Source organism: Bartonella sp. CL436QHHD, from assembly GCF_042195105.1.
In the GTDB taxonomy this organism is placed as follows: Bacteria; Pseudomonadota; Alphaproteobacteria; order Rhizobiales; family Rhizobiaceae; genus Bartonella.
Genome location: NZ_JBHINR010000001.1, coordinates 44,902 through 67,129, shown reverse-complemented (window position 1 = coordinate 67,129; position 22,228 = coordinate 44,902). Strand labels below are relative to the sequence as shown.

Genomic DNA, 22,228 nt, shown 5'->3' with positions numbered 1-22,228 from the left:
CAATTCCGCGTTATTTTCTATGCATATGAAGAGGAAATCTATATTGTTAATAGGATACTTGAGAGAGTCAAAAAACAATTTAAAAATGATTGAAAGAAAGAGTTAAGGATATAATTTATTTTATAATTGTATGATAACATAGGGAAAATATGTAAAAATCATTTAAACTGTACCGTGAAGTGATCTAGAGATACATTTTTTCATAAGGTGTTTTGATAGGGGGTAAGGTGATAAAATTATTCAACCTGAGGCATAAATAAAGTACAATATTTTAACGTTTTTTTGTGCAAAAACAGCATACCCCCGTATGAGTTAATTCATCTTATAAAGATATCTCTCACCTTGTTGTCGATTTCATTTCTTTGCATTGCCATGGTGGAGGCTTTATCTGTAAATGATAGTACTCCTTGAGTGGAATCATCATTATGCTTGTGAAGCAGAAGACAAACGCTATTTCTATACTCTCTCCTCATCCCTATATTTCGCATTGTTTTTGCATTAGGGGGGCTTACAAGAAGCGTTATTGAGTTTATTTTAAAGTTTTTATTCAATAGGTTAATTCTTTGTGATATGCCAATAAACAATTTTTTAATAGAAAGAGAAAAGTAAAAAATATTAGTATAAATTAATATTTATTTATAAAAAAAGTTAAAGTATATGTGTTATAAAGAAGATGTTACTATTAAAGCTACAAACAAATCTTTTGTGGAGGGGAGAAAAGTACTTGATTTCTATATGGTCCTTAGAAGATATAAATAATACACCCGTTATTATAACAAAGGCATTTGTACGTATTTCTTGAATCATTTTTATAAAGATAAAAGTGATAGAAAGAGTAGGAAAACGCATATTTATGTTGTATAAATTCGTATTATCTAACAGTTTGATAGCAAAACAAAACTTCACATGTTTTTAGTTACGTAAAATCTTGAAAGATTTTAAACTGGTAGTTTTTTCAAAAAATATCTTTAGGGTGCTTGGTCTTCTTTTTTAATGATAGATGACAAAAAGGAGTTCATATAAAAATAAAAAAGATTCTTGAATATTTGCGTGTTTTATTTTGCTATGGACTTTAGTTTTTAGATTGAAGCCGACAGCTTAGAGATCTAATTTCATAGGAGGATGCCGTTTGAGGGAGTATAAAAGGGATATCTTCTTTAGGTAATTCAGAAACGTTTAAAGAACAATGATAAACATTGCGGAGATTTTGTGTTGTCAAAACATTAGTTGCATTTCCTTCGCAATAAATCTCACCTTCCTTGAGCAAGATCATGTTATCTGCATAATGTGCCGCGAGATTGAGGTCATGAAGAACAGCAAGAACGCCGCCACCAGAATAGGAAAATTGTTTAGCAATATCCATAACGATGATTTGATGTTGAATATCGAGGCTAGCAATAGGTTCATCTAATATCATCCAGCGAGGAATCCCATTATGAACAGGTTTCCAGACTTGGCAAAGTACACGGGCAAGTTGTACTCTAGCTTGTTCTCCGCCTGATAATTGGTGATAATACAGGTTGCCATAATCAGAAAGGTCAACGCACTCTAAAGCTTTCTGGATAAGATTTTGCAATTCGGCTGTGGCAAAGGTAAATTGGTTTACAGAAAGACCAAGTCCTACAACTTCATGGACTAAGAATGGAAATACGAGCGTTGTTGATTGTGGTAGTACAGCGCGCATTTTTGCCATTACATGAGTTTTTGTTTGGCATACATTATAACCATTTAAGGTTATTTTTCCACTGTAAGGAATTTCACCACTCAGAGCTTTGATAAAAGTACTTTTTCCTGATCCATTAGGACCAATAATAATGGTAAAAGCGCCACTTTTAGCTTGAAGATTAATGTGTTTAAGAATCTTCTTCTTCCCGCGCTGAACACAAATATTTGTCGCTTCAATCATGAAAAGTCTGTTCCTCGTTTGCATATAAGGATCCATAGAAAGAAAGGTGCACCAAAAAGTGCTGTTACAATCCCAATCGGCAATTCTGCGGGGGCAACAATTAAGCGTGCAAACATATCAGCAAAAATAAGTAATGCTGCTCCCAGGAGAGCAGAGCAAGGAATGAGATAGCGATGATCAGGACCTATGAGCTGACGTAAAATATGAGGAACAATAATACCAATAAAACCAATACCACCACTGACAGCAACAGCACTACCACACATAAGAGCAACAAGGGGAATAGCAATATTTTTGACGCGTTGAATATGGAAACCAATATGGCCAGCAACAGCTTCTCCAAGAGCAAGGGCATTAAGTGCTCGTGATAAAAAGGGAGAGAAAAGAAGACCAATAACGATAAAAGGAAGAACGAGCCATACTTTTAACCATGTAGCGCCCGCAAGAGAGCCAAGACTCCAAAAAGTGATATCACGCAGTTGTTGGTCATTTGCGACAAAAATCAATGTTCCGACAACTGCACTGCTTAATGCACCAAGAGCAATACCAGCAAGCAGCATGGTTGCAATAGAGGTAAAGCTATTATGCGTTGCTATTATGTAGAGAATAATCGTTGATAAAAGTCCACCAAAAAAAGCACCTATGATAACTTTATAAGGCTCTAGAAAAGGTGCAAATGAAACAGGAAAAGCAATGCCGACAACAATTGCTAAGACTGCTCCAAGTCCAGCACCTGCTGATACACCTACAATTCCGGGATCTGCAAGAGGATTACGAAAAAGCCCTTGCATAAGAACACCGGAGACAGCTAAAGCTGCTCCAATCAATAATCCCAAGATAACACGGGGAAGCCTTATGTCTATGAGCACGAGGTAATCACGCGTTTTACTACTTACCGAAAAATCTTGTGTAAGCATCACATGGAGGAGATCAACGAAAGAAACTTTTGCAGCACCATTCAAGAGCCCACCAAAAATACTGAAGATAAGGAAGATTATTAAGCTTAATAATAAAATCTTCCCCTGCTTTGAACGGCTTATTTTTTTACCTTCTTTTGCTTCAGGTAAATGCATCATGGATGTACCGTCTACCATTTTTATCAGCTCTTACCGTTTTGATTTGCACCATAAAGTATCTCAATAAGCTCTCTTGATGCGTCTGCAGTGCGTGGACCAAATCCCAAAAAATACATGGCATCCATCTGTTTTATGGCATGATTTTTTGCTGCAGTTGTTGCTTGAACTGCCGGTATGGCTAAAATCTTATCAATGCTGGTTGATCTTGCACCATGTTTTACAAGTAAGATAACATCGGGATCTGATTTCAATAACGCTTCGCCGTTGAGAAGTTTATATCCTTTATAATCGGTGATAGCATTGATAGCGCCTGAAAGTTTTATCATACTATCAGCTGCAGTACCTGTTCCAGATGCCATGACGCGTCCATTTTGCACAGAGAAAACAAAAAGAACACGCTTTGGTCTTGTTACTTTCGCCAAAAGCGCATCGTTGTCTAAAAAATTACGCTTCAATTTCTCAATTAACGCCGCGGCTTGCACTTCCCGATGAATGGCTTGACCAACGAGGCGAATCTTTTCTATCACATTTTCACGGGAGTAGTCTTCTGGTATGATCACCAGAGGTATCGATGTTTTTTTGAGAATATCAATTGTTGAAGCGGGACCGCTTCCTTCAACAAGCAATATACCCTCTGGAGCAAGTGATAAAACACCCTCAGGTGAAAGAGCACGCATATATCCAAGCACAGGAAGCTTGAGCGCTTCTTGTGGGTAGACACTTGTACTATCACGGGCGACAAGTTGATCTTGGGCTCCTAATGCATAGACAATTTCTGTAAGTGCTCCGCCGATAGAAACAATTCGAGCATTTTCAGGAAAACGCGTTGCAGGTTCAGCAATTACTTGTTTAGAAAAACAAGTAAGAGAGAGCAGTAAACACATAAGAAAAAGGTTTGATAACCTATGTAAAAGAGATACGAACATGTCCAACCTTACCTTATCTTAGTTACTGCTGTTTTCTTGGCATGATGGCAAACTATTCAATAAAGAGCGCCAATCGTCACGTTCTTTTTGTCCCTCCTTGCGTACGCCAAAGAATTGAATAACCATCTCATCAGCTTTATCGAAAACTTCAAGTGAGCTGACATACCCATCAATCGTAGGCTTGCGAACACGCCATACCTTATAAAATCCAGAAACGAGTAAATGGAGGTGAAATTTCTGATCGAGAACATTAAGCCAAGGTCCCATTTGCTTAATGTTCTTTACTTGCCCAGTGAAAATTTGAATACATCCTTTATTACCAACAAAACACATAATTGGTAACTCTTGTTGTGCAACTTGTCTGAGCATCATTTCAACAGCTTCTATTTTTAACTCATCGGCAAACTCATTTCCGACATGTTTTACAGCATCATGTCGATTAATTTTCAGTTCAGAAATAATCTCATGAAGTTGATGCACATCAGTCATCTGACGCCAACAATCTCGAAATTTTTCAACATCCAGCTTTGCCGTATCACATGGTACTGGAGTAGGAACTGGAGAAATATCAAGTACAGGTGATTGATCGTCATGAAGCAACTTTTCAACAAGTGCAGCCCATTCATCCATATTTGTTGCGTCTTTAGAATAGAGTTTGAAAATGGCAATGCCATATTGATCAAAGAATTGCAAACTTTTCATAGGTGTTCCGAGAATAATCACGTCATGCTCGAAACCAAACTTCCATTGTTTTGAAAAAATACGCAAGTCAATTTCACCGAGTGTTATCGGGATATGCTGGCTTTGAACAATTTTCTCAAAACATCCTGTTATTTCATGGACAGCATTATCATTCCGTGTCAATGCCATAACTGTGCCAAGTTTAGGAGCATTTTCCAAGAGAGTAGCGACATCAGCGCGTAGTTTTTTTGCTTTTCCAACTGTACAATAAGCCGCAATGAGTTCTGCTTCGGATATACCAATAGAGTCCGCGAAATCGCGGTTACGCATCTCTTTTTTTTCTTCACGCAAGCGAATAATTATTTCGGCTGTGTATGACATGGGCTTATCCTTATGTTACCTGTTTGAGGGTTAATTGTTTAATTTTTCAACTCAAAGACAGTAAGTCGAACCACTATCAACTAATGGTTCAACCTACTACCAAATAAGCCCTTTTTTTATTAACAGTAGAACAATAAAAACCGATAAATTACAAAAAGCTAAAGCGTAAACCTCAAAATCTGTTGTTTAGAGAACAAGAAGAACAGAAACACAATGACTTATTCTTTATCGATCTAACCTTTTTAATTGATCTAATGGTTAACAAAAGTAACTAAAATTTTTGCACGAACGAAACTTTAAAGTTGCGACCAGGCTGAGTATAATAATCCTTCGGCGTTGAGCTTTCACCGGAAGGAAGATCTGATACATTCCAATATTTTTGATTGAACAGATTATAAACACCAGCCCTTATAACAGGACCCTTTTCACCAAATGGCTTCAACCAACCTGACACATCAATAATATTATAACCTGGAATTTTTTGATAGTCCGATTCCTTAGCAACTTTATCGCGTTTGGCAGATGAGGTAAGAACAACGTCTGCTCCCCAGATTTCTTTTGCATATCCGATCCCAACAATCGCTTTTAAAGCTGGAATTGAGTTAAGATATTCATCTTTATCAAGATCTTTTCCTTGCGAATAGGCAAGAGCAAAATTGCTATGGAATCCACCATTAAGAGCCAAATGTATTTTGGCTTCAGCACCATAAATACGCACATTTGCACGATTTATGTAATGGCGACGCGCAAATTTGAATTCCTCTGATGGACCTTTATCCACAGTGTCTATGAAGTCCTTGTATTGATTAAAAAAGGCACTGACTGAACCGCCGAAATTTCCATTTCCATACCTTATACCAACATCATATCCATTGCTTGTTTCTGCTTTAAGATCAGGGTTTCCCTTCACATAGTAAGCAGAGGGTTTTATATAAGAGACATAAAGTTCTGGAATACGTGGTGCACGAAAAGCTTGCGCCCATTGAGCATAAAGTGTTACTTGATTACGAACATCCAGCTCCATACGTAATTTGGGAGAAAAACGTGAACCATTTCTTTCTGGAGGAAATTTGTCAGAAATCAGAGCTTTCTCATAAGAGGACGTTTTTTGAGGGATATATTTAAACCAATCATAACGAACTCCAGGTGTTATACGGAAATGGTTATCAGCAAAGCCAATTTCATCTTCGAAAACAAAACCCAAATTATAGCCATTCGCATCTGGTGAATCTGACCGATTAGCGGGTACAAAGAGACAGCCCCGTGCATTTTCCGCCAAATGACAATTATCTTTCCCTAACAAATAATGATGAAATTTAGATGATAAAACATTAGTGGCAATCTTTAACGTATGATCTACAGTGCCAATATGAACTTTCTTGAGAGCGTTAGCATTGATACCATAATTAGTATTACGCAAAAAATTATCTCTCAAAAAATCCCCTTTGGGGGCCCTAACACGAAATCCGGTCAGAATATGACGATTTGACTGTCTTTGCCAATAAATCTGCCCACGAAATGCATCAAAAAGTGCTTCTTCATTGCCGTTATAGTCATAAGAAAGAGAAAGGCGTTCACGAAGTTTGTCGTCCTTATCATAAACGGAACCTGGAGCATATCTTTTAGACGCATCCAATGAATGTGTATCAATGGTGTGACCAAAACGTTCGGCGGTAAAACCAAGTCGGTGATTATCATCAAGGTATTGGTGAATTTTAAAGAGCAAATTATTTTGATCAAAATGAGCAGGGTTTTTACGTGTGCGCTCTCCATAGCCCTCTAAGGTTCCCATATTTTTGCGCTCATGACCTTCCGCATAAGAACCTTGGAAAAGCAAAAACGTTTGTTGAGCACGCATTGCAACAGCTTGATCTACGTGCCAACTATTATCAACAGAATGATAACCACCTTTTATAAGACCACCCCAATTTTTTCCTTCTGTGATAAGATCTTCAGGATCAAGGGTACGCAAAGCAACAATTCCTCCTAGCGCACCAGATCCATAAAGGCTAGAATCCGATCCTTGAATAATATCAAGTGTGGAAAGTGCACCAAAATCAAACGTTGTGTTACCACTATTTCCGCGGAATATATCGTCCAACCATGGAAGAACGATACCATCCATCGTTGTAAGAATACGGCTTGCCTCTAAACCACGAATGACAAAACTGTTATTCCCTGGGTTATAGGATACGGATGGATCAAGGCGATTAATATCATAGGCATCAGTTATTTGTTTTTCACTAATATCTTTCGCGGTTTTTCGACTCGTCAGAATAGTGACCGAATCCAAGGCCACCCCTATTTTTTTCTCTTCAATAACAATTGGTTTGAGTTCAGTGACAGAAGCTCCATCATTACTTCGTGCGAAAACAAATGAAGGTATACAGACCGATAATGCACTTAAAATCACACAGCTTTTATAGATATTTTTTCGTCTTATTTGCATAACACATCACAACCCTTTTAACGTCCCCTCTCTGTTTTGAAATTTTATTTACATACAAAAAGGCTGGACCCGCTGATTAAAACTTGCCAGCCAAGTAGAAATGATTTTGAAAACAACACAAAATCACTGGAAAACCATATTAAACATGACAAAATCAGTCAAGAAAAAAGTTGCAATTTCAAAATAGCCTGTTTTAATGAGATTGAACACCAATATTAAGCTTAAAATAGTGGCAGAAAAAACGATGAATTTTGCAAATACGAAGCAATTATTAACTCTTTGGATTGGTGCATTTGTTGGAGCTTTCTTTTTGCATGTATTATTGGGAGCGCAGTTTTATTTTCAAAGTATTGGTGTAAGTAATGGCTTGCTCTCGTCGGAGATTATGCTGACTTTTGCGCAAGAAACTGTATATCCGGATGTTGATACAGACTTGCCAGATATTCATACAGAGTCGGATATTAATACAGAGCCAGAAGTATTACAGTCTGATCTCCTAGAGCAGGAGTTAGAAGGATTGCAATCCGTGGATGAAGTTCAATCGCAAGAACCTCAGCATATAGTAGAACAGGATGACTTAAAGTCTTTAGAAGACCCCCTTCCTCAAAAAGTGGAGCATAAAGCGTTTATCAAAAAAACAATACCGATGCCAAAGGCTGTAGTAAAGCGCTCCAATACAAAGGCGGTACGTTCTTCTTCCACCAATAAGGGCGGTGTTACAGCAGGGACTGAAGATATGTTGTTAATGGAGTGGTTAGCAAAGGTACAGTCACAATTAGAAAGGCAAAAAAATTATATTGTGGGACAGCGTACCAGTCATACAAAAGGAACGGTGAAGTTAGAATTTATGGTACATGAGCAGGGGAGTATTTTTTCTAGTCGTGTAGCAGTATCTGCTGGTGATCCGGAACTTGATCGATTAGCGATGGCGGCACTTCAACGCATTGGTTCTTTTCCACCACCACCACCATCAAAAGTGAATAAAACAATCAGAGTATCCCTAATATTTAGCTGATTTCTTATGCGGGGCGCTTTTCTTATAATATATTGATTTATAATGATTGTTTATAATTTTAATGAAAGTTAAAATATAGTTTGTTCTAATTTTTTTGACGTTGAATTAATCAAAACCATTCGCTTACTTATGATATAAGTTGAGGGGGGAGCATGGATAAAAACTTCTAAAAAGCAGCGAATATACTTCTTATGAATGCTCTAAATGAAAGGGTTGTTGCAACATTGGGAGTTATGGGATGATAGAGCTATAGCTTTTATTAAGTAATTAAGTAAAGGTTAATCGTGTCTAATCGATTTTTATACCGTTCGTGAGAGGATTTTCGTAAGTACTTTCCAGATACACCGTTGTGAAATAGACTTAGAAACATTAAAATAAAACAAGAATATCAATAAGAAAAACATACTATTTTGGGATGCTCTGTTTTTGTGTGAAGGATGTGAACTTATATGTAAAAATGAGAAAAACAAAAAGCAAAGCTTCATCTTCATCATTAAAAGATATTGACATATTTAAAAGTCGTAAAACCGAATGAAAGGGAAGGGGCAGAAGAAAATTGTTTGTCTTTAAGGCTTTCTAACTCAATGAGTTTGTCTTTCTGTTATCAGAGATAATCCAAACGATATATATAACAACCTACTCTCTATTTGGTATAGAAATGTTATAAGCAGAAAAAAATAGTTTTAAAATATGCTGTTTCACAAGATTTGAATATTGACTAATAAGCAACAGTAAAAGGATGAGCTATTTGTTTCACTCTTCTCTTATATTTGTAATCTCTATGATATTGTCGTTTATGTTGAGAAGAAATGAACTATTTGTATGACATGTTGATTTATAATGATAAGTCATCATTTTGTATTTAGAATAAAAGACCCGAATAGCGCAGGGTTTTCTTATTTTGAATTTATTGATACTGAATCAATTAAAATTACTTGCTTATACATCATAAGAAGGCTGGTATGTGGGTACTATTTAAAAAGGAATAAAAACACTTCTTATGAATGCTTTCAAATGCTATTTGGGAAGTTAAGGCATATTATTTCTGTCGACCAGAAAGCAGGTCGGTTTTTATATCTATTTTCCCAGTGAGTCTTGCTTTGTAGACACCATAATTTTCCATGACACGCATCACGTAATTACGTGTTTCTGTATAAGGAATACGTTCAATCCAATCAATGACGTTATCGAGAGATTGTCCTCGAGGATCGCCATAACGTTTTATCCATTCATTGACTCGACGGGGACCCGCATTATAGCCAATAAGAGTTAGTATATAGGATCCATTAAAACGTTCTAATTGTTCATTGAGAAAATGGGCACCTAATGTTGCATTATAATGAGCATCACTGCTAAATTTTTTAGGAGACCATGCGATTGAGTATTTTTTTGCCAGTGCTTTTGCTGTTGTAGGAAGCAATTGGAGTATACCTTGTGCACCTGCTTTTGATATGGCTGTTGGATTAAATTCGCTTTCTTGGCGTGCAATGGCATAGATAAGCGATTTTTCTTCTATAGAAATATTAGCAGAAGCTGGTATAGCTCCCAGAGGATGAGAGAGTGCACCAACATTTTTTCCCTGAAAAGCAGCCATTTTTCCAATTTTGAGGCTGGTATAATAGTCTCCATTTTTTTCTGCCATAACAGCCAGAAGAGCTAATTCACCGGGGCTTTCTATTCTTTTTCCGAGCTCTCTATAAAAAATTTTAGCAAAATCAGCATAGCCGGCTGCTTCAAGACGTTGAATTGCTTTGATCGCTTTTCGTGCACTAAAATGTTGTCGCTCAGCGGTTGTTGGTTTGGGAAAGAAAACTTTAAGCTTTTTTTGGTTGAGTCGTTCAGCGGCTAATTGACCATAGTAAGTTGCACCAAAATGAGCAGCGCGATGAAAGTATTGCTGGGCATTTTGATGTTCTTTTAGCGTTTCTGCTGTTCGTCCCATCCAGTAATATCCACGTGATGCATAAAAAGGTAAAGAAGAGAGTTGAGGAATACGTGAAAAATGCTGCATTGCTAATTTAGGGTTATGAAGAAACCGTAGTGCATACCATCCTGCATGAAACTCAGCATCGACGGCTAATGCAGATGTTATACCAGTGTGCGTTGCAACGAGTTGATAAGCAATTTTTGGTTTGTTTAAATCGAGCATTTCACGAGAAAGGGCGCGTTGTTCTTTCCACAATGAATGAGGGTTCATAAGGCGAAATGCATCGTTTGATGTTTTCATCATGAGTGCTGCGGCTGCATCATATTGCTCTGTTCGTCGAAGATGGCGTATTCGAGCAAACTGAAAAAGAGGATCTTTTTGCCATGATCTCTCTACAGCTTTTAATTTTTGTGTAGCTCTAGGATCATTTTTTTCAACGGCCACAAAAGCATTAAAAAGAGATTGAGCATGGGCTAATTTTGCAACGCGTGCTGCTGAATCAAAACGATGTGCATACAGCATAAACTGCATGCGTTTCAAATGATCAATAGGTTTTAATGCAGCGCTTGCATTTTTAAGAACAAATACTTCTTCTTTTGCACTGAGTTGTGTTTTATGCCACCATGGAGCAATAATGTGTTGAGCACGAGTGGTTTGTCTGGTTTCGATAAGTGCTTTAGCGAAGAGAGCCATCCCTTGTGCTGTTTGGGGCGGGTGATGAGAAAATTTTTGGATGATTGCGCGTGTAACGTTGGTTTCGTTAAGAAAAGCACGTTCAGCATTGCGTTGCATCGTTTCTATACCTGGCCATCCTTTTAGCATGTTGATTGCATTAAATATTTCAGAACTTGGTATATTCGCTTGGTTTGATACCCCCAGCGCCCATGTCAAAATATGACGATCAAGGCTATGTTTTTCCATTGAATTACGAAGATTTATTGTTTTTGCAATATTGTTGTTTGCTAGTGCATCTAGCCCAGCTTTCAGTTGCTGAAGTGTAGCAGTATTGTGTGATGTCGTGTGTATCTGTTGAAGAGAGTCTTGAGCTTCTTTTGTGGTAAAGGGAGTAGGGCGAACCAAAGGGATTGGCGCTTTCCCTTGCAAAAGGGGTGTTTGCGCGTATGCACTTGAAAATAAAATTCTTATTGCCAGTATAAGTGCAGTAAAGGTTGATACGAAAAGAGAGGTGGAGAATACACGCATAGAGAAAAGACCTTGAGACCTTGCTTTTTGTAAAAACTTAAGGATTTATAGAACACAAGCGTGAAAAACGCGTTAATATAGACGGCTTATTTTAAAGAACTGTTCAACATTTAAGGAGGGGCATTTTCATCTTATGAGGGCTTTTTTTGAAATTCATCTTGCTTCAATGATAGAGCAAGATTATGCTCTATTTAAAATTTATAAAAGGCGATTATAAAAAAATAAAAGCAAACATTATAGGGAGTTTATCATGCTCAAGGGAGCTATAACTGCGCTTATCACACCGTTTGATAACAAGGGCGCAATTGATGAGAAGGCGTTTTGTGATTTTGTTGAATGGCAGATCACACAAGGGATTAACGGTGTAAGCCCTGTTGGGACAACAGGTGAATCAGCAACGTTAAGTCATGAAGAACATAAGCGGATTATAGAATTGTGTGTTGAGCAGGTTGCAAAGCGTGTTCCTGTTGTTGCTGGAGCGGGATCAAATAGCACAAGCGAGGCTGTAGAGCTTGCACAATACGCGCAAAAAGCTGGTGCAGATGCAGTTTTGGTTGTCACTCCCTATTATAATAAACCAAATCAATCTGGTTTATACAAGCATTTTTCTTCCATTGCCAAAGCTGTTTCTATTCCGATTATAATTTATAATATTCCTGGTCGTTCTATTATCGATATGGCTGTAGAAACGATGAAAGACCTTTATCAAGATTTTAACAATATCATTGGTGTTAAGGATGCAACGAGCAGAATTGAGCGCGTTAGTGAACAAAGTGAAAAGTGTGGAAAAGATTTTGTGCAGCTTTCCGGTGATGATTGTACGGCGTTAGGTTTTAATGCACATGGAGGTATGGGGTGTATTTCAGTTTCCTCCAATGTTGCTCCGAAGCTTTGTGCAGAACTTCAAGCAGCTTGTTTTCGTGGTGATTATAAAACAGCACGAGAATTAAATGATCGCTTGATGCCTCTTAATCGTGCTGTGTTTATTGAACCTAGTCCGGCAGGTATTAAATATGCTGCTGCAAAATTAGGATTTTGTGGTGATACTGTGCGTTCTCCTATTGTTCCATTAACAGAAAGAACAAAGAAGATTATTGATGCAGCCCTCAGTCATGCTGGTCTTTTAAAAGCATAAAATGATATTGACAAAGCCATGAATAAAAAAAAGAACGCGCCCGTACGGAAAATAATTGCTGACAATCGTAAAGCACGTTTTAATTTTGAAATCCTTAATAATCTCGAGGCTGGTCTTGTCCTTCAGGGAGCGGAAGTGAAGTCCTTACGTTCTAATCATGCCAATATTGCTGAAAGCTATGCGAGTTTTGAGAATGGGGAATTATGGTTAGTAAACAGCTATATTCCTGAATATACGCAGGCTAATCGTTTTAATCATGAACCACGACGTTTGCGCAAATTATTACTTTCAAAACGTGAGATGGCACGTTTTTTTAATGCAACGTCTCGTGAAGGAATGACACTTGTTCCTCTCAAACTTTATTTTAATGAACGAGGGCGCGTTAAGTTGGAGATCGCTCTAGCGCGGGGGAAAAAGCTTCATGATAAGCGCGAAACGGAAAAAAAACGTGATTGGGGACGTGAAAAAGCAAGACTTTTAAAAAGATATGGATGATGGATGCAATTTCGATATTCTTTATTTATAGCACTTTTAAAAACAGTTTTAGTATTGATCTAAGTATGTTTTTGCTGCTTGAAAGATTTGGTGAAACATGGCGTCTGTCAAGCGCCCAGTATTTGTATTATAACGAGAACAGTGATAGCTCGAAAAGATGCGTAATCTGCCGATGTTATTGATTTCACCATGTCCAAAAGGGTGAGATAAAACTTTTGCATTAAGGGCACGTATCGTTGAATGGTGCGCAATGGTGCCTAAGGTAATAACGGCTTTAAGTTTGGGAAGATTTGTTAAAAGAGGTGAAAAGAAATAGCGGCACGTGTTAATTTCTGCACCGGTGGGTTTATTTTCTGGTGGAACGCAACGAACAGAGTTAACGATTGCTGCATCAATAAGTTCAAGAGTATCGTCTGCTCTTTCTTCAAAGGTTCCTTGGGCAAAACCAAACTTTTTTAAAGTTGAATAAAGTAAGTGCCCAGCATAATCACCAGTAAATGGACGTCCAGTTCGATTTGCTCCGCGCAATCCAGGAGCAAGCCCAACAATAAGAAGGCGTGTTGTGTCTGGCCCTTTATGAGGAAAGAATGGGCGCACCGGTGCGTTATACCAACTTGGTTCTTTTACACGCCAGCCAGCGATAAATTGATGAAGCCTAGGACATAAATTGCAATTTTGGGGTGGTTCTGGGCAAAGTGATGTTAATTGGCTATTCATGGTGTTAGGCATCAATCGTTTTTCTATTTTTTTGAGTCTTTTATAGCGTATATGACGGGTTATGTTTTGATAAACAATCTATAATGAATATAAATAAACTTTTTTAGAAGAAAGTTTAATATAAACTTATTGCTAATTATTGTGTAAGAGGTCATCTTTCAGTAATTTATTCGATGAATAAGAGTGCAATACACATGATGTTCAAAGAAAAAAAGTTTTCTCTTTAGATAAAGATATTATCATAAAAAGTATGCGTAAGGCTGCCGTTATTGCAAAGGATTTTAAATAGCTGGTATTCCTTTTAAAAGGATGAATACTCCAGACAAGTATTTTGTCAAGAAAGACCGTTCTTTGTTTGAAGTCAATCTATTGGAATGCTTTTAAGAGAAACTTTGATAACGAGCATGAATAGGTTATACATTTTTATAAATTTTCCAAGAATTTTCTTAAATAAGTTCTTTAATCAAAAAATATAAAAGTTTGTGTTGTTTTTCTTGTGTTTTATTTTGATTATTGTATATACTCCTTTATCCGCTATTAAATTTTTTTATTTGAGAAAGAGGCATAAATGGCCCGCGTAACGGTAGAAGATTGTATTGATAAAGTTGACAACCGCTTTGAGTTGGTACTTTTAGCAGGTCATCGGGCGCGTCAGATTTCACAAGGAGCGCAGATTACGGTTGATCGCGATAATGATAAAAATCCAGTTGTTGCTTTGCGTGAAATAGCAGAAGAAACATTGTCGCCTGCTGATTTAAAGGAAGACCTTATTCATTCGCTGCAAAAGCATGTGGAAGTAGATGAGCCAGAAATGGCAAGTGAATTTATTACCCATTCAGGTGAAGCTGAAAGTGTTTTTAATACGTCATCGCAAGAAGAAGGTACCTCATTTGATCATATGTCAGAAGAAGAGCTTTTAGCGGGTATTGAAGGTTTGGTTGTTCCAGAAAAAAGTGACGATTATTAATTGCAGCAATTTATGTTACAGGAGTAAAGATACTTTGTCATGTGAGGAGCAATTATTTTTCGTGTCTTTTATTAATAGGACGTGTTCAATAAAGATTAGGGGTGTGAAAAGATAAAGGATATGCTCGTATGATGCGTCAGTGTGAGCTTGTTGGACGTGTTCAACGTTACAAGTCTGACGTAGATGAGGCTCTTTTAAACAGGGCCTATGATTATGCAATGAAAAAGCATGCACATCAAAAGCGTGCGTCAGGTGATCTTTATTTTTCTCATCCTTTAGAAGTTGCTGCTATTTTGACAGATATGCGGTTGGACGAGGCAACGATTGCTGTTGCTCTTTTGCATGATACAATTGAAGATACAAGCGCTACACGAGCAGAAATTGATCAGCTTTTTGGTTCTGAAATTGGGAAGTTGGTTGAAGGGCTTACAAAGCTTAATAAGCTTGATCTTGTATCAAAGAAAGCCGTACAGGCAGAAAATCTTCGTAAACTTCTTATTGCTATTTCTGATGATGTTCGTGTTCTTTTAGTCAAACTTGCTGACCGTCTTCATAATATGCGTACCCTTGGTGTTATGCGTGATGATAAACGTCGGCGAATTGCTGAAGAGACGATGGATATCTATGCGCCACTTGCAGGCCGTATGGGTATGCAGGATATGCGTGAGGAATTAGAGGATCTCTCTTTCTTTTATTTAAATCCAGAAGGTTATCGTACGATTACCAATCGACTTTCTGAATTATTGAAACACAACCGTGATTTGCTTTCCACAATTGAAAATGAATTGACAAAACTTTTTTTGGAGCATGGCATTAAAGCAGATGTTAAAAGCCGTCAGAAAAAATCTTATTCAGTCTTTCGCAAAATGGAAAGTAAAGCATTATCTTTTGAACAATTATCGGATATTTTTGGATTTCGTGTGATTGTTGAGTCCGTGAATGATTGTTATCGTGCTCTTGGTGTCATTCATACGACATGGCCAATGGTTCCTGGTCGTTTCAAAGATTATATCTCTATACCAAAGCAAAATGATTATCGTTCTATTCATACAACAATTGTTGGCCCTTCAAGACAACGTGTTGAGTTGCAAATTAGAACGGCTGCTATGGATGAAGTTGCTGAATATGGGGTTGCTGCTCATTCCATATATAAAGAGCGCGGTTCCAATTATTCGACTGTGAAGTTATCAAGTGAAACGAATGCCTATGCATGGTTGCGTCAAACGATACAATCTTTGTCTGATGGAGATAATCCAGAAGAGTTTTTAGAACATACAAAACTTGAGCTTTTTCAAGACCAAGTTTTTTGTTTTACGCCGAAAGGTCGATTAATTGCTTTTCCTAAAGGAGCTACGCCTATTGATTTTGCTTATGCCGTCCATACAGATATCGGTGATTCTTGTGTGGGTGTAAAAATCAATGGTCGTATTATGCCTTTAATGACCAAATTAAAAAATGGTGATGAGGTTGATATTATTCGCTCACACGCTCAAATTCCGCCAGCAGCATGGGAATTTCTTGTTGTCACAGGTAAAGCACGTTCAGCTATTCGACGAGCAAGTCGTGCAGCGGTACGTAAACAATATTCGGGTTTAGGATATCGTATTCTCGAGCGTTCATTTGAATATATGGGAAAGCAATTTTCAAAAGACCTTTTGAAGAAAGTTTTGCCACGTTTAGCACGTAAAGATGTAGAGGATGTATTGGCTGCTGTTGGGCGTGGAGAGCTGTTTTCCGCTGATGTGATTAAAGCGGTTTATCCTGATTATCAAGATCACCGTGTGGTACAAAAGTCATCTTTTAGGCCTGGGGAAGAAGGTTGGTTTAATATTGAAAATGCTCAAGGTATGATTTTTAAAGTTCCAGAAAATGAAAAGAATGCAAAGGTCGAGAATCATCAATCTAAAGCATTGCCTATTAGAGGAACCCATGGAGATATACCCGTACGTTTTTCACCGGAAGGAGCAGTACCTGGAGATCGGATTGTTGGTATTATGCAGCCAGGAGCTGGGATCGTTATTTATCCAATACAGTCTTCAGCTTTGATGGCGTATGATGATCAGCCAGAACGATGGATTGATGTTCGCTGGGATATTGATGCCCAAATGAATGAACGTTTTCCTGCACGGATGAATATTTTGGTTGTAAATAGTCCTGGTTCTTTGGCTGAAATTACACAAATAATTTCTGCTAACGATGCCAATATCCAAAATTTATCTTTTATCCGTACAGCACCAGATTTTACAGAAATTATGATTGATTTGGAAGTGTGGGATTTAAAACATTTGAATCGTATTTTTTCTCAATTAAAAAAGGCAGGTTCAGTAAGTACAGTACGGCGGGTTCATGGATAAAAAGAAAGATTTAGCAATGAATACACAAGATGTCATTGATATTTTTAAACAAGCAGATGCTATTCTAGAAGGGCATTTTATTTTAACATCGGGGCGCCATAGTGCGACTTATATGCAAAAAGCGAAAGTATTCATGCATGCTGACTTGACAGAAAAGTTATGTCGTGGATTGGCTGAAAAAATCAAAAAATCTATCGAGGAAAAAATTGATTATGTTGTTGGGCCCGCAATTGGCGGTCTTATTCCTTCCTATGAAACTTCACGTCACCTTGGTGTTCCTTCTCTTTGGGTAGAGCGTGTAAATGGCATCTTTGAATTGCGTCGTTTTGAAATCAAGAAGGGTGCACGGGTTGTTATTGTTGAAGATATTGTGACAACGGGTCTTTCCATTCGTGAGACTGTTGAAGCGCTTGTTGCAGCAGGAGCAGAGGTATTGGCCAGTGCATGTATTCTTGATCGTTCTGGTGGTAAGGTCAATGTTGGAGTTCCATTGATTGCGCTTGCTGAATACGAGATAACCTCTTATGCTAGTGATGCTCTTCCTGCAGAGCTTTCTGTTCTTCCAGCGATTAAACCAGGCAGTCGAAATATTTAATTGTCTTTCTATTTTTTTTTTGTGCAAAAGCTTAAAAAGATTAATTTGGATGATATAGGTTATTTCATTATCAAAAGATGTATATTGAGAGTCATATGCTTTTTCGTCGTCGAGAACCAATAGATTTTGTAACGCGTATTCGACTTTGGTTATGGCCACGTCGTTCATTTTCTCGCTCATTTTGCTACATATATAAACGTATTTTGCGTATATCAGCAACACCGCATGAAGTAGCATTAGGGGTTGCTGTTGGCATTTTTTTAGCTTGTTCCCCTTTCTTTGGGCTGCATATTATTTTGGCAATATTTTTTTCTTGGCTTTTGCGTGCAAACTTTGCTGCCGCAATCATTGGGACGATTTTTTCTAATCCACTCACATTTTTATTGATTATCATGGCTGATTATAAAGTAGGGTACTTTTGTTTATCACTTTTTAGCGATGTCAAAGAGATTTCTCTTTCGCAAATTCGTGCTCTATTTAATGGTTTGACATTGTCAAATCTCTCTCTCCTATTTAAAGGCGCATGGGACACAATTATGAGTCCTATGATTTTAGGTGGAACTCTTTTAGGTATTGTTTTTGGTGGTTTATCTTATATAGGTGTTTACAGAGCAACGGTTCGTTTTAAACAAAAGCGATATCAAAAGATTATAAAAAAAAGGCGTTTAAAGAAGCGTTCATCGCCTGTATTAAAACAGAAATAAATTTGAGAAAGATCGGGTTAATATCTTATGATTATTGGTCTTGGAAATGATCTGGTTGATATACGACGTATTGAGAAAATGTTGGTTCGTTATGGTGAGCGTTTTATCCAACGTATTTTTACGGATATTGAAAAAAATAGATCTGAAAATCTCAAAAAAAGCTCCTCTTCCTATGCAAAAAGATTTGCTGCTAAAGAAGCATGTGCTAAAGCCTTAGGAACGGGAATCGCTTGTGGTATCAATTGGAAAGACATGGGGGTAGTTAATTTGCCATCTGGTAAACCAATAATGCAATTAACAAATCGTGCGCAAATGCAACTTCAAAAGTTATTACCTCCTCATCATGATGCAGTTATTCATCTTAGCATAACAGATGATTTTCCTTGGGCACAGGCATTTATTATTATCGAAGCACTTCCACGTGGATAGATGGCGTGAGAGATTGTGCTTTTGTTATTTGAATATTATGATGAAAAAAAAATTATATCTGTGATGAGAAGGCAGTTGGTGATGATCCAAAAAGATAAAGTGCATAAAAAAGAAAAAAAAGGTGGGATTCGTGAATTTATTTCTGTTTTAGTACAGGCTCTGCTTTTAGCAGCGTTTATTCGGACACTTTTTTTCCAGCCGTTTAGTATTCCTTCCGGTTCAATGCGTCCTACTTTGTTGGTGGGAGATTATCTGTTTGTTTCTAAGTATGCATATGGGTATTCTCATTTTTCCATCCCCTTTTCTCCCCCTCTTTTTTCTGGACGGATTTGGGCATCTCAACCTCAACGTGGAGATGTGGTCGTTTTTCGCTTACCAAGTAATCCGAAGATTGATTATATAAAACGCGTTGTTGGGCTACCAGGTGATCGTATACAAGTCCGTCAAAGTGTTCTTTATATTAATGATGAGGCTGTTTCACGTCACTTTATGGGGGAGATTAATAATTCTGATATAACAGAGGTTAACTATCCTGTTGAGGTTTATCGCGAGACAATGCCTAACGGTGTCAGTTATGATACACTTGATTTAGCTTTCATCCCGAAAGTTGATGATACAAAAGTTTTTGAAGTTCCTCAAGGACATTACTTTATGATGGGAGATAACCGCGACAATTCAGATGATAGTCGTTTAGATGTAGGCTATGTTCCAGAAGAAAATCTTATTGGTCGCGCGAGCGTGATTTTCTTTTCTATCAGTAACGGTTCAAGTGCTTGGCAGATTTGGCGCTGGCCATTTGATGTGCGTTGGAAACGTTTGTTTTCTTTCATAAATACGGTTCATGATTTGCCGCTTATCAAGCAAGGAAACAACGATGAAACGTCTCATGATTGATCAGCTTTTCAAGCTGACGGGGCATCGTTTTAAAGATGAAGAGAGGTTAACGAAGGCATTAACACATTCGAGTGTACAAGATTCGGAACAGGGAAATTATGAACGACTAGAGTTTTTAGGGGATCGGGTTTTAGGGCTTTTGATTGCGGAAATGCTGTATCAACTTTTTCCTCAGGCAAGTGAAGGTGAATTATCAGTCCGTTTGAATCATCTTGTCAATGCGCAGACATGTGCTGATATTGCGCGTGAAATGAGGCTTCCTGATATGATCCGTGTTGGTTTTGAGATGAAAAATTTCGAGGGGCGTCGACTTATCAATATGCATGCAGATGTCGTGGAAGCTTTGATTGCCGTGATATATCTCGATGGAGGATTGGAAAGTGTTCGCCCTTTTATTCAAAAATATTGGCAAAGTCGGGCAAAGAAAATGGATGCTGGTCGACGTGATGCCAAGACAGAATTACAAGAATGGGCGCATATCCAAGGCAATGCACAACCACATTATCAGGTTATCAAACGTTCAGGTCCCGATCACGATCCTGTTTTTATGGTAGAGGTCAGTATTTCTGGGTTTGCTTCAGAGATTGGGCAGGGAAGCTCCAAAAGATATGCCGAAAGAATGGCAGCTGAAAAAATTTTGCGACGAGAGGGTGTATGGAAAACAGTGGGAAAAAATGATCATGAGTGACGTTATGAAAACGCGTTCTGGATTTGTTGTGCTTATTGGGATGCCTAATGCCGGTAAATCGACACTGGTTAATCAATTGGTTGGAACAAAGGTTTCAATTGTAACGCATAAGGTACAAACAACACGAACTTTAATCCGCGGTATTGTCATTCATGATGATGTGCAAATTGTGTTGGTCGATACACCGGGTGTTTTTCGTCCCCATAAGCGCTTAGAACGAGCCATGGTCTCTGCTGCTTGGGGAGGGGCTAAGAGCGCTGATGTTCTACTCGTTTTAATCGACGCTCAAAATGGTCTTTCGGATGAAGTTGATATGATGTTAGATATTGTAAACAATCTGAAACAAGAAAAAGTTCTTGTTCTTAATAAGGTTGATACAGTTGTTAAATCATCTCTTCTAGCGTTAACCACTAAAATAAATGAACGTGTAAAGTTTGCGCAAACATTTATGATTTCTGCTCTAAACGGTTCTGGTTGCAAGGATTTACTTCATGCGTTGAGTAATATGATGCAGGAGGGGCCATGGTATTATCCGGAAGATCAAATTTCTGATATGCCCATGCGTCATCTTGCTGCTGAAATTACGCGTGAAAAACTTTTTCTTCGTCTTCATGATGAACTTCCTTATTCCTCAACGGTTGAAACAGAAAGCTGGGAAGAGCGTTCAGATGGTTCCGTTAAAATTAATCAAGTTATTTATGTCGAGCGTGAGAGTCAGAAAAAAATTGTCTTAGGAGCAAAAGGCGATACAATTAAAGCGATTGGACAAGCAGCACGTAAAGAACTCATGGAAATTATGGATCAAAAGGTTCATCTTTTTCTCTTTGTGAAAGTGCGCGATAATTGGGATACCGATCCAGAACGTTATCGCGAAATGGGATTGGATTTTTTAAAATAAGATTTTTAAAAAATAATTAAAGTAAAATGAAGTGGAAAGAACAAGCCGTTATTCTTGGTACGCGCCAATATGGTGAAACAAGTGTTATTCTTGAGATTATGACACGTGAACATGGTCGTTATATGGGGGTGGTAAAAGGGGGGCGGTCGCGTCGTATGGCAGCTCTTCTTCAACCTGGAAATTTTGTGGAGGCTGAATGGTGGGCTCGTTTAGACGAACATTTGGGACTTTTTCGGCTTGAAGCTCTTGATTTACATGCGGCACGATTAATCTGTCTACCAGAAGCACTTTATGCTTTGCAATTGATAGCTTTTCATTTGCGGCTTCTTCCCGAACGTGATCCGCACCCCATTTTATATGATATTTTACACCTTTTTATGCAGAATTTTGATGAACCATTTGTAAATGCAGAATTGCTTGTACGTTTTGAAATGCGGCTTCTTGAAGAACTTGGTTTTGGTCTTGATTTATCTTGTTGTGCTGCAACAGGTCGTCAGGAAAGGCTTCATTACGTATCACCAAAATCTGGACGGGCTGTCTGTGAAGAAGCAGGGGAACCTTGGAAAAAAAAGCTTCTCATTCTACCACAGTTTCTTGTACAAAGAACGACTCGTCCTGCTGATTTTAGTGACATAATAAATGGTTTTATACTGACGGGTTTTTTTCTTATGCGTCATGTCTGGGAGCCACGAGATATAAAGCAGCCGTCAGTGCGCATGAATATGATACAATTGTTTGAGCGCCAATTTGGTGTGCAGGCATTAATTGGTTGATCTGATGATAATTGA

General features: G+C 38.0%; 19 protein-coding genes. 12 read left to right on the top strand and 7 right to left on the bottom strand.

Annotated elements, in window-relative coordinates:
- Window positions 1–1,072 precede the first annotated feature (1,072 nt).
- The 5 genes from ACFIKN_RS00300 to ACFIKN_RS00280 form a co-directional block, all read right to left on the bottom strand.
- Entirely contained in the window at window positions 1,073–1,906 is an 834-nt protein-coding gene (locus ACFIKN_RS00300; protein ID WP_375637393.1) for a heme ABC transporter ATP-binding protein, read from the bottom strand.
- The gene (locus ACFIKN_RS00295; protein WP_375630798.1) at window positions 1,903–3,000 is read right to left on the bottom strand and encodes a FecCD family ABC transporter permease; all 1,098 of its coding nucleotides are present in this window, start codon (window positions 2,998–3,000) and stop codon (window positions 1,903–1,905) included. The genes ACFIKN_RS00300 and ACFIKN_RS00295 overlap by 4 nt, the downstream gene beginning before the upstream one ends.
- A 5-nt stretch (window positions 3,001–3,005) precedes the next feature.
- A complete protein-coding gene (locus tag ACFIKN_RS00290) occupies window positions 3,006–3,908 on the bottom strand; it encodes a hemin ABC transporter substrate-binding protein (protein ID WP_375657730.1) in 903 nt (300 codons plus the stop codon).
- Between the two features lie 18 nt (window positions 3,909–3,926).
- Window positions 3,927–4,970 (bottom strand): hemin-degrading factor, encoded by a 1,044-nt coding sequence (locus ACFIKN_RS00285; RefSeq protein ID WP_375657729.1) that lies wholly within the window; start codon window positions 4,968–4,970, stop codon window positions 3,927–3,929.
- A gap of 271 nt (window positions 4,971–5,241) precedes the next feature.
- Window positions 5,242–7,419, bottom strand: coding sequence for a TonB-dependent hemoglobin/transferrin/lactoferrin family receptor (locus tag ACFIKN_RS00280; RefSeq protein WP_375657728.1), 2,178 nt, complete (start codon window positions 7,417–7,419; stop codon window positions 5,242–5,244).
- A 244-nt stretch (window positions 7,420–7,663) separates the two neighbouring features.
- Between ACFIKN_RS00280 and ACFIKN_RS00275 the strand changes: the two genes are divergently transcribed.
- Window positions 7,664–8,434 carry an energy transducer TonB gene (locus ACFIKN_RS00275; protein WP_375657761.1) on the top strand — a complete coding sequence of 257 codons (771 nt, stop codon included), beginning with the start codon at window positions 7,664–7,666 and terminating at the stop codon, window positions 8,432–8,434.
- A gap of 1,039 nt (window positions 8,435–9,473) precedes the next feature.
- On the opposite strand, the gene ACFIKN_RS00270 is transcribed toward ACFIKN_RS00275, so the two are convergent.
- On the bottom strand, window positions 9,474–11,564 hold the full coding sequence (locus ACFIKN_RS00270) for a lytic transglycosylase domain-containing protein (protein ID WP_375657727.1): 2,091 nt from the start codon (window positions 11,562–11,564) through the stop codon (window positions 9,474–9,476).
- Window positions 11,565–11,814: 250 nt separating this feature from the next.
- Between ACFIKN_RS00270 and dapA the strand changes: the two genes are divergently transcribed.
- Together dapA and smpB are read left to right on the top strand one after the other, a co-directional pair.
- Window positions 11,815–12,699: a 4-hydroxy-tetrahydrodipicolinate synthase gene (gene dapA, locus ACFIKN_RS00265; protein ID WP_273791105.1), complete on the top strand. Its 885-nt coding sequence runs from the start codon at window positions 11,815–11,817 to the stop codon at window positions 12,697–12,699.
- 18 nt (window positions 12,700–12,717) lie between these two features.
- The gene (gene smpB / locus ACFIKN_RS00260; protein WP_012231306.1) at window positions 12,718–13,194 is read left to right on the top strand and encodes an SsrA-binding protein SmpB; all 477 of its coding nucleotides are present in this window, start codon (window positions 12,718–12,720) and stop codon (window positions 13,192–13,194) included.
- Between the two features lie 48 nt (window positions 13,195–13,242).
- Here the strand turns inward: smpB and ACFIKN_RS00255 are convergent, their stop codons facing one another.
- Window positions 13,243–13,911 (bottom strand): uracil-DNA glycosylase, encoded by a 669-nt coding sequence (locus tag ACFIKN_RS00255; RefSeq protein ID WP_375657760.1) that lies wholly within the window; start codon window positions 13,909–13,911, stop codon window positions 13,243–13,245.
- A 568-nt stretch (window positions 13,912–14,479) separates the two neighbouring features.
- On the opposite strand from ACFIKN_RS00255, the gene rpoZ reads away from it, so the two are divergent.
- The 9 genes from rpoZ to recO all read left to right on the top strand — a co-directional run bounded on the left by rpoZ (window position 14,480) and on the right by recO (window position 22,213).
- Complete coding sequence (gene rpoZ / locus ACFIKN_RS00250) at window positions 14,480–14,878, top strand: DNA-directed RNA polymerase subunit omega (protein ID WP_273791104.1); 399 nt, start codon at window positions 14,480–14,482, stop codon at window positions 14,876–14,878.
- A gap of 128 nt (window positions 14,879–15,006) precedes the next feature.
- Entirely contained in the window at window positions 15,007–17,232 is a 2,226-nt protein-coding gene (locus ACFIKN_RS00245) for a bifunctional (p)ppGpp synthetase/guanosine-3',5'-bis(diphosphate) 3'-pyrophosphohydrolase (protein WP_273791103.1), read from the top strand.
- A gap of 16 nt (window positions 17,233–17,248) precedes the next feature.
- Complete coding sequence (pyrE, locus tag ACFIKN_RS00240; protein ID WP_273791120.1) at window positions 17,249–17,827, top strand: orotate phosphoribosyltransferase; 579 nt, start codon at window positions 17,249–17,251, stop codon at window positions 17,825–17,827.
- A gap of 95 nt (window positions 17,828–17,922) precedes the next feature.
- A complete protein-coding gene (locus tag ACFIKN_RS00235; protein WP_375630786.1) occupies window positions 17,923–18,531 on the top strand; it encodes a DUF2062 domain-containing protein in 609 nt (202 codons plus the stop codon).
- Between the two features lie 27 nt (window positions 18,532–18,558).
- Window positions 18,559–18,960 (top strand): holo-ACP synthase, encoded by a 402-nt coding sequence (acpS, locus tag ACFIKN_RS00230; RefSeq protein WP_273791101.1) that lies wholly within the window; start codon window positions 18,559–18,561, stop codon window positions 18,958–18,960.
- 81 nt (window positions 18,961–19,041) lie between these two features.
- Window positions 19,042–19,854: a signal peptidase I gene (lepB, locus tag ACFIKN_RS00225; RefSeq protein WP_273791100.1), complete on the top strand. Its 813-nt coding sequence runs from the start codon at window positions 19,042–19,044 to the stop codon at window positions 19,852–19,854.
- Complete coding sequence (gene rnc / locus ACFIKN_RS00220) at window positions 19,835–20,542, top strand: ribonuclease III (RefSeq protein WP_273791099.1); 708 nt, start codon at window positions 19,835–19,837, stop codon at window positions 20,540–20,542. Before lepB ends, rnc begins: the two co-directional genes overlap by 20 nt.
- A complete protein-coding gene (gene era / locus ACFIKN_RS00215) occupies window positions 20,535–21,440 on the top strand; it encodes a GTPase Era (protein WP_273791098.1) in 906 nt (301 codons plus the stop codon). The genes rnc and era overlap by 8 nt, the downstream gene beginning before the upstream one ends.
- A 26-nt stretch (window positions 21,441–21,466) precedes the next feature.
- Window positions 21,467–22,213 carry a DNA repair protein RecO gene (gene recO / locus ACFIKN_RS00210; protein WP_273791097.1) on the top strand — a complete coding sequence of 249 codons (747 nt, stop codon included), beginning with the start codon at window positions 21,467–21,469 and terminating at the stop codon, window positions 22,211–22,213.
- Window positions 22,214–22,228: the final 15 nt, after the last annotated feature.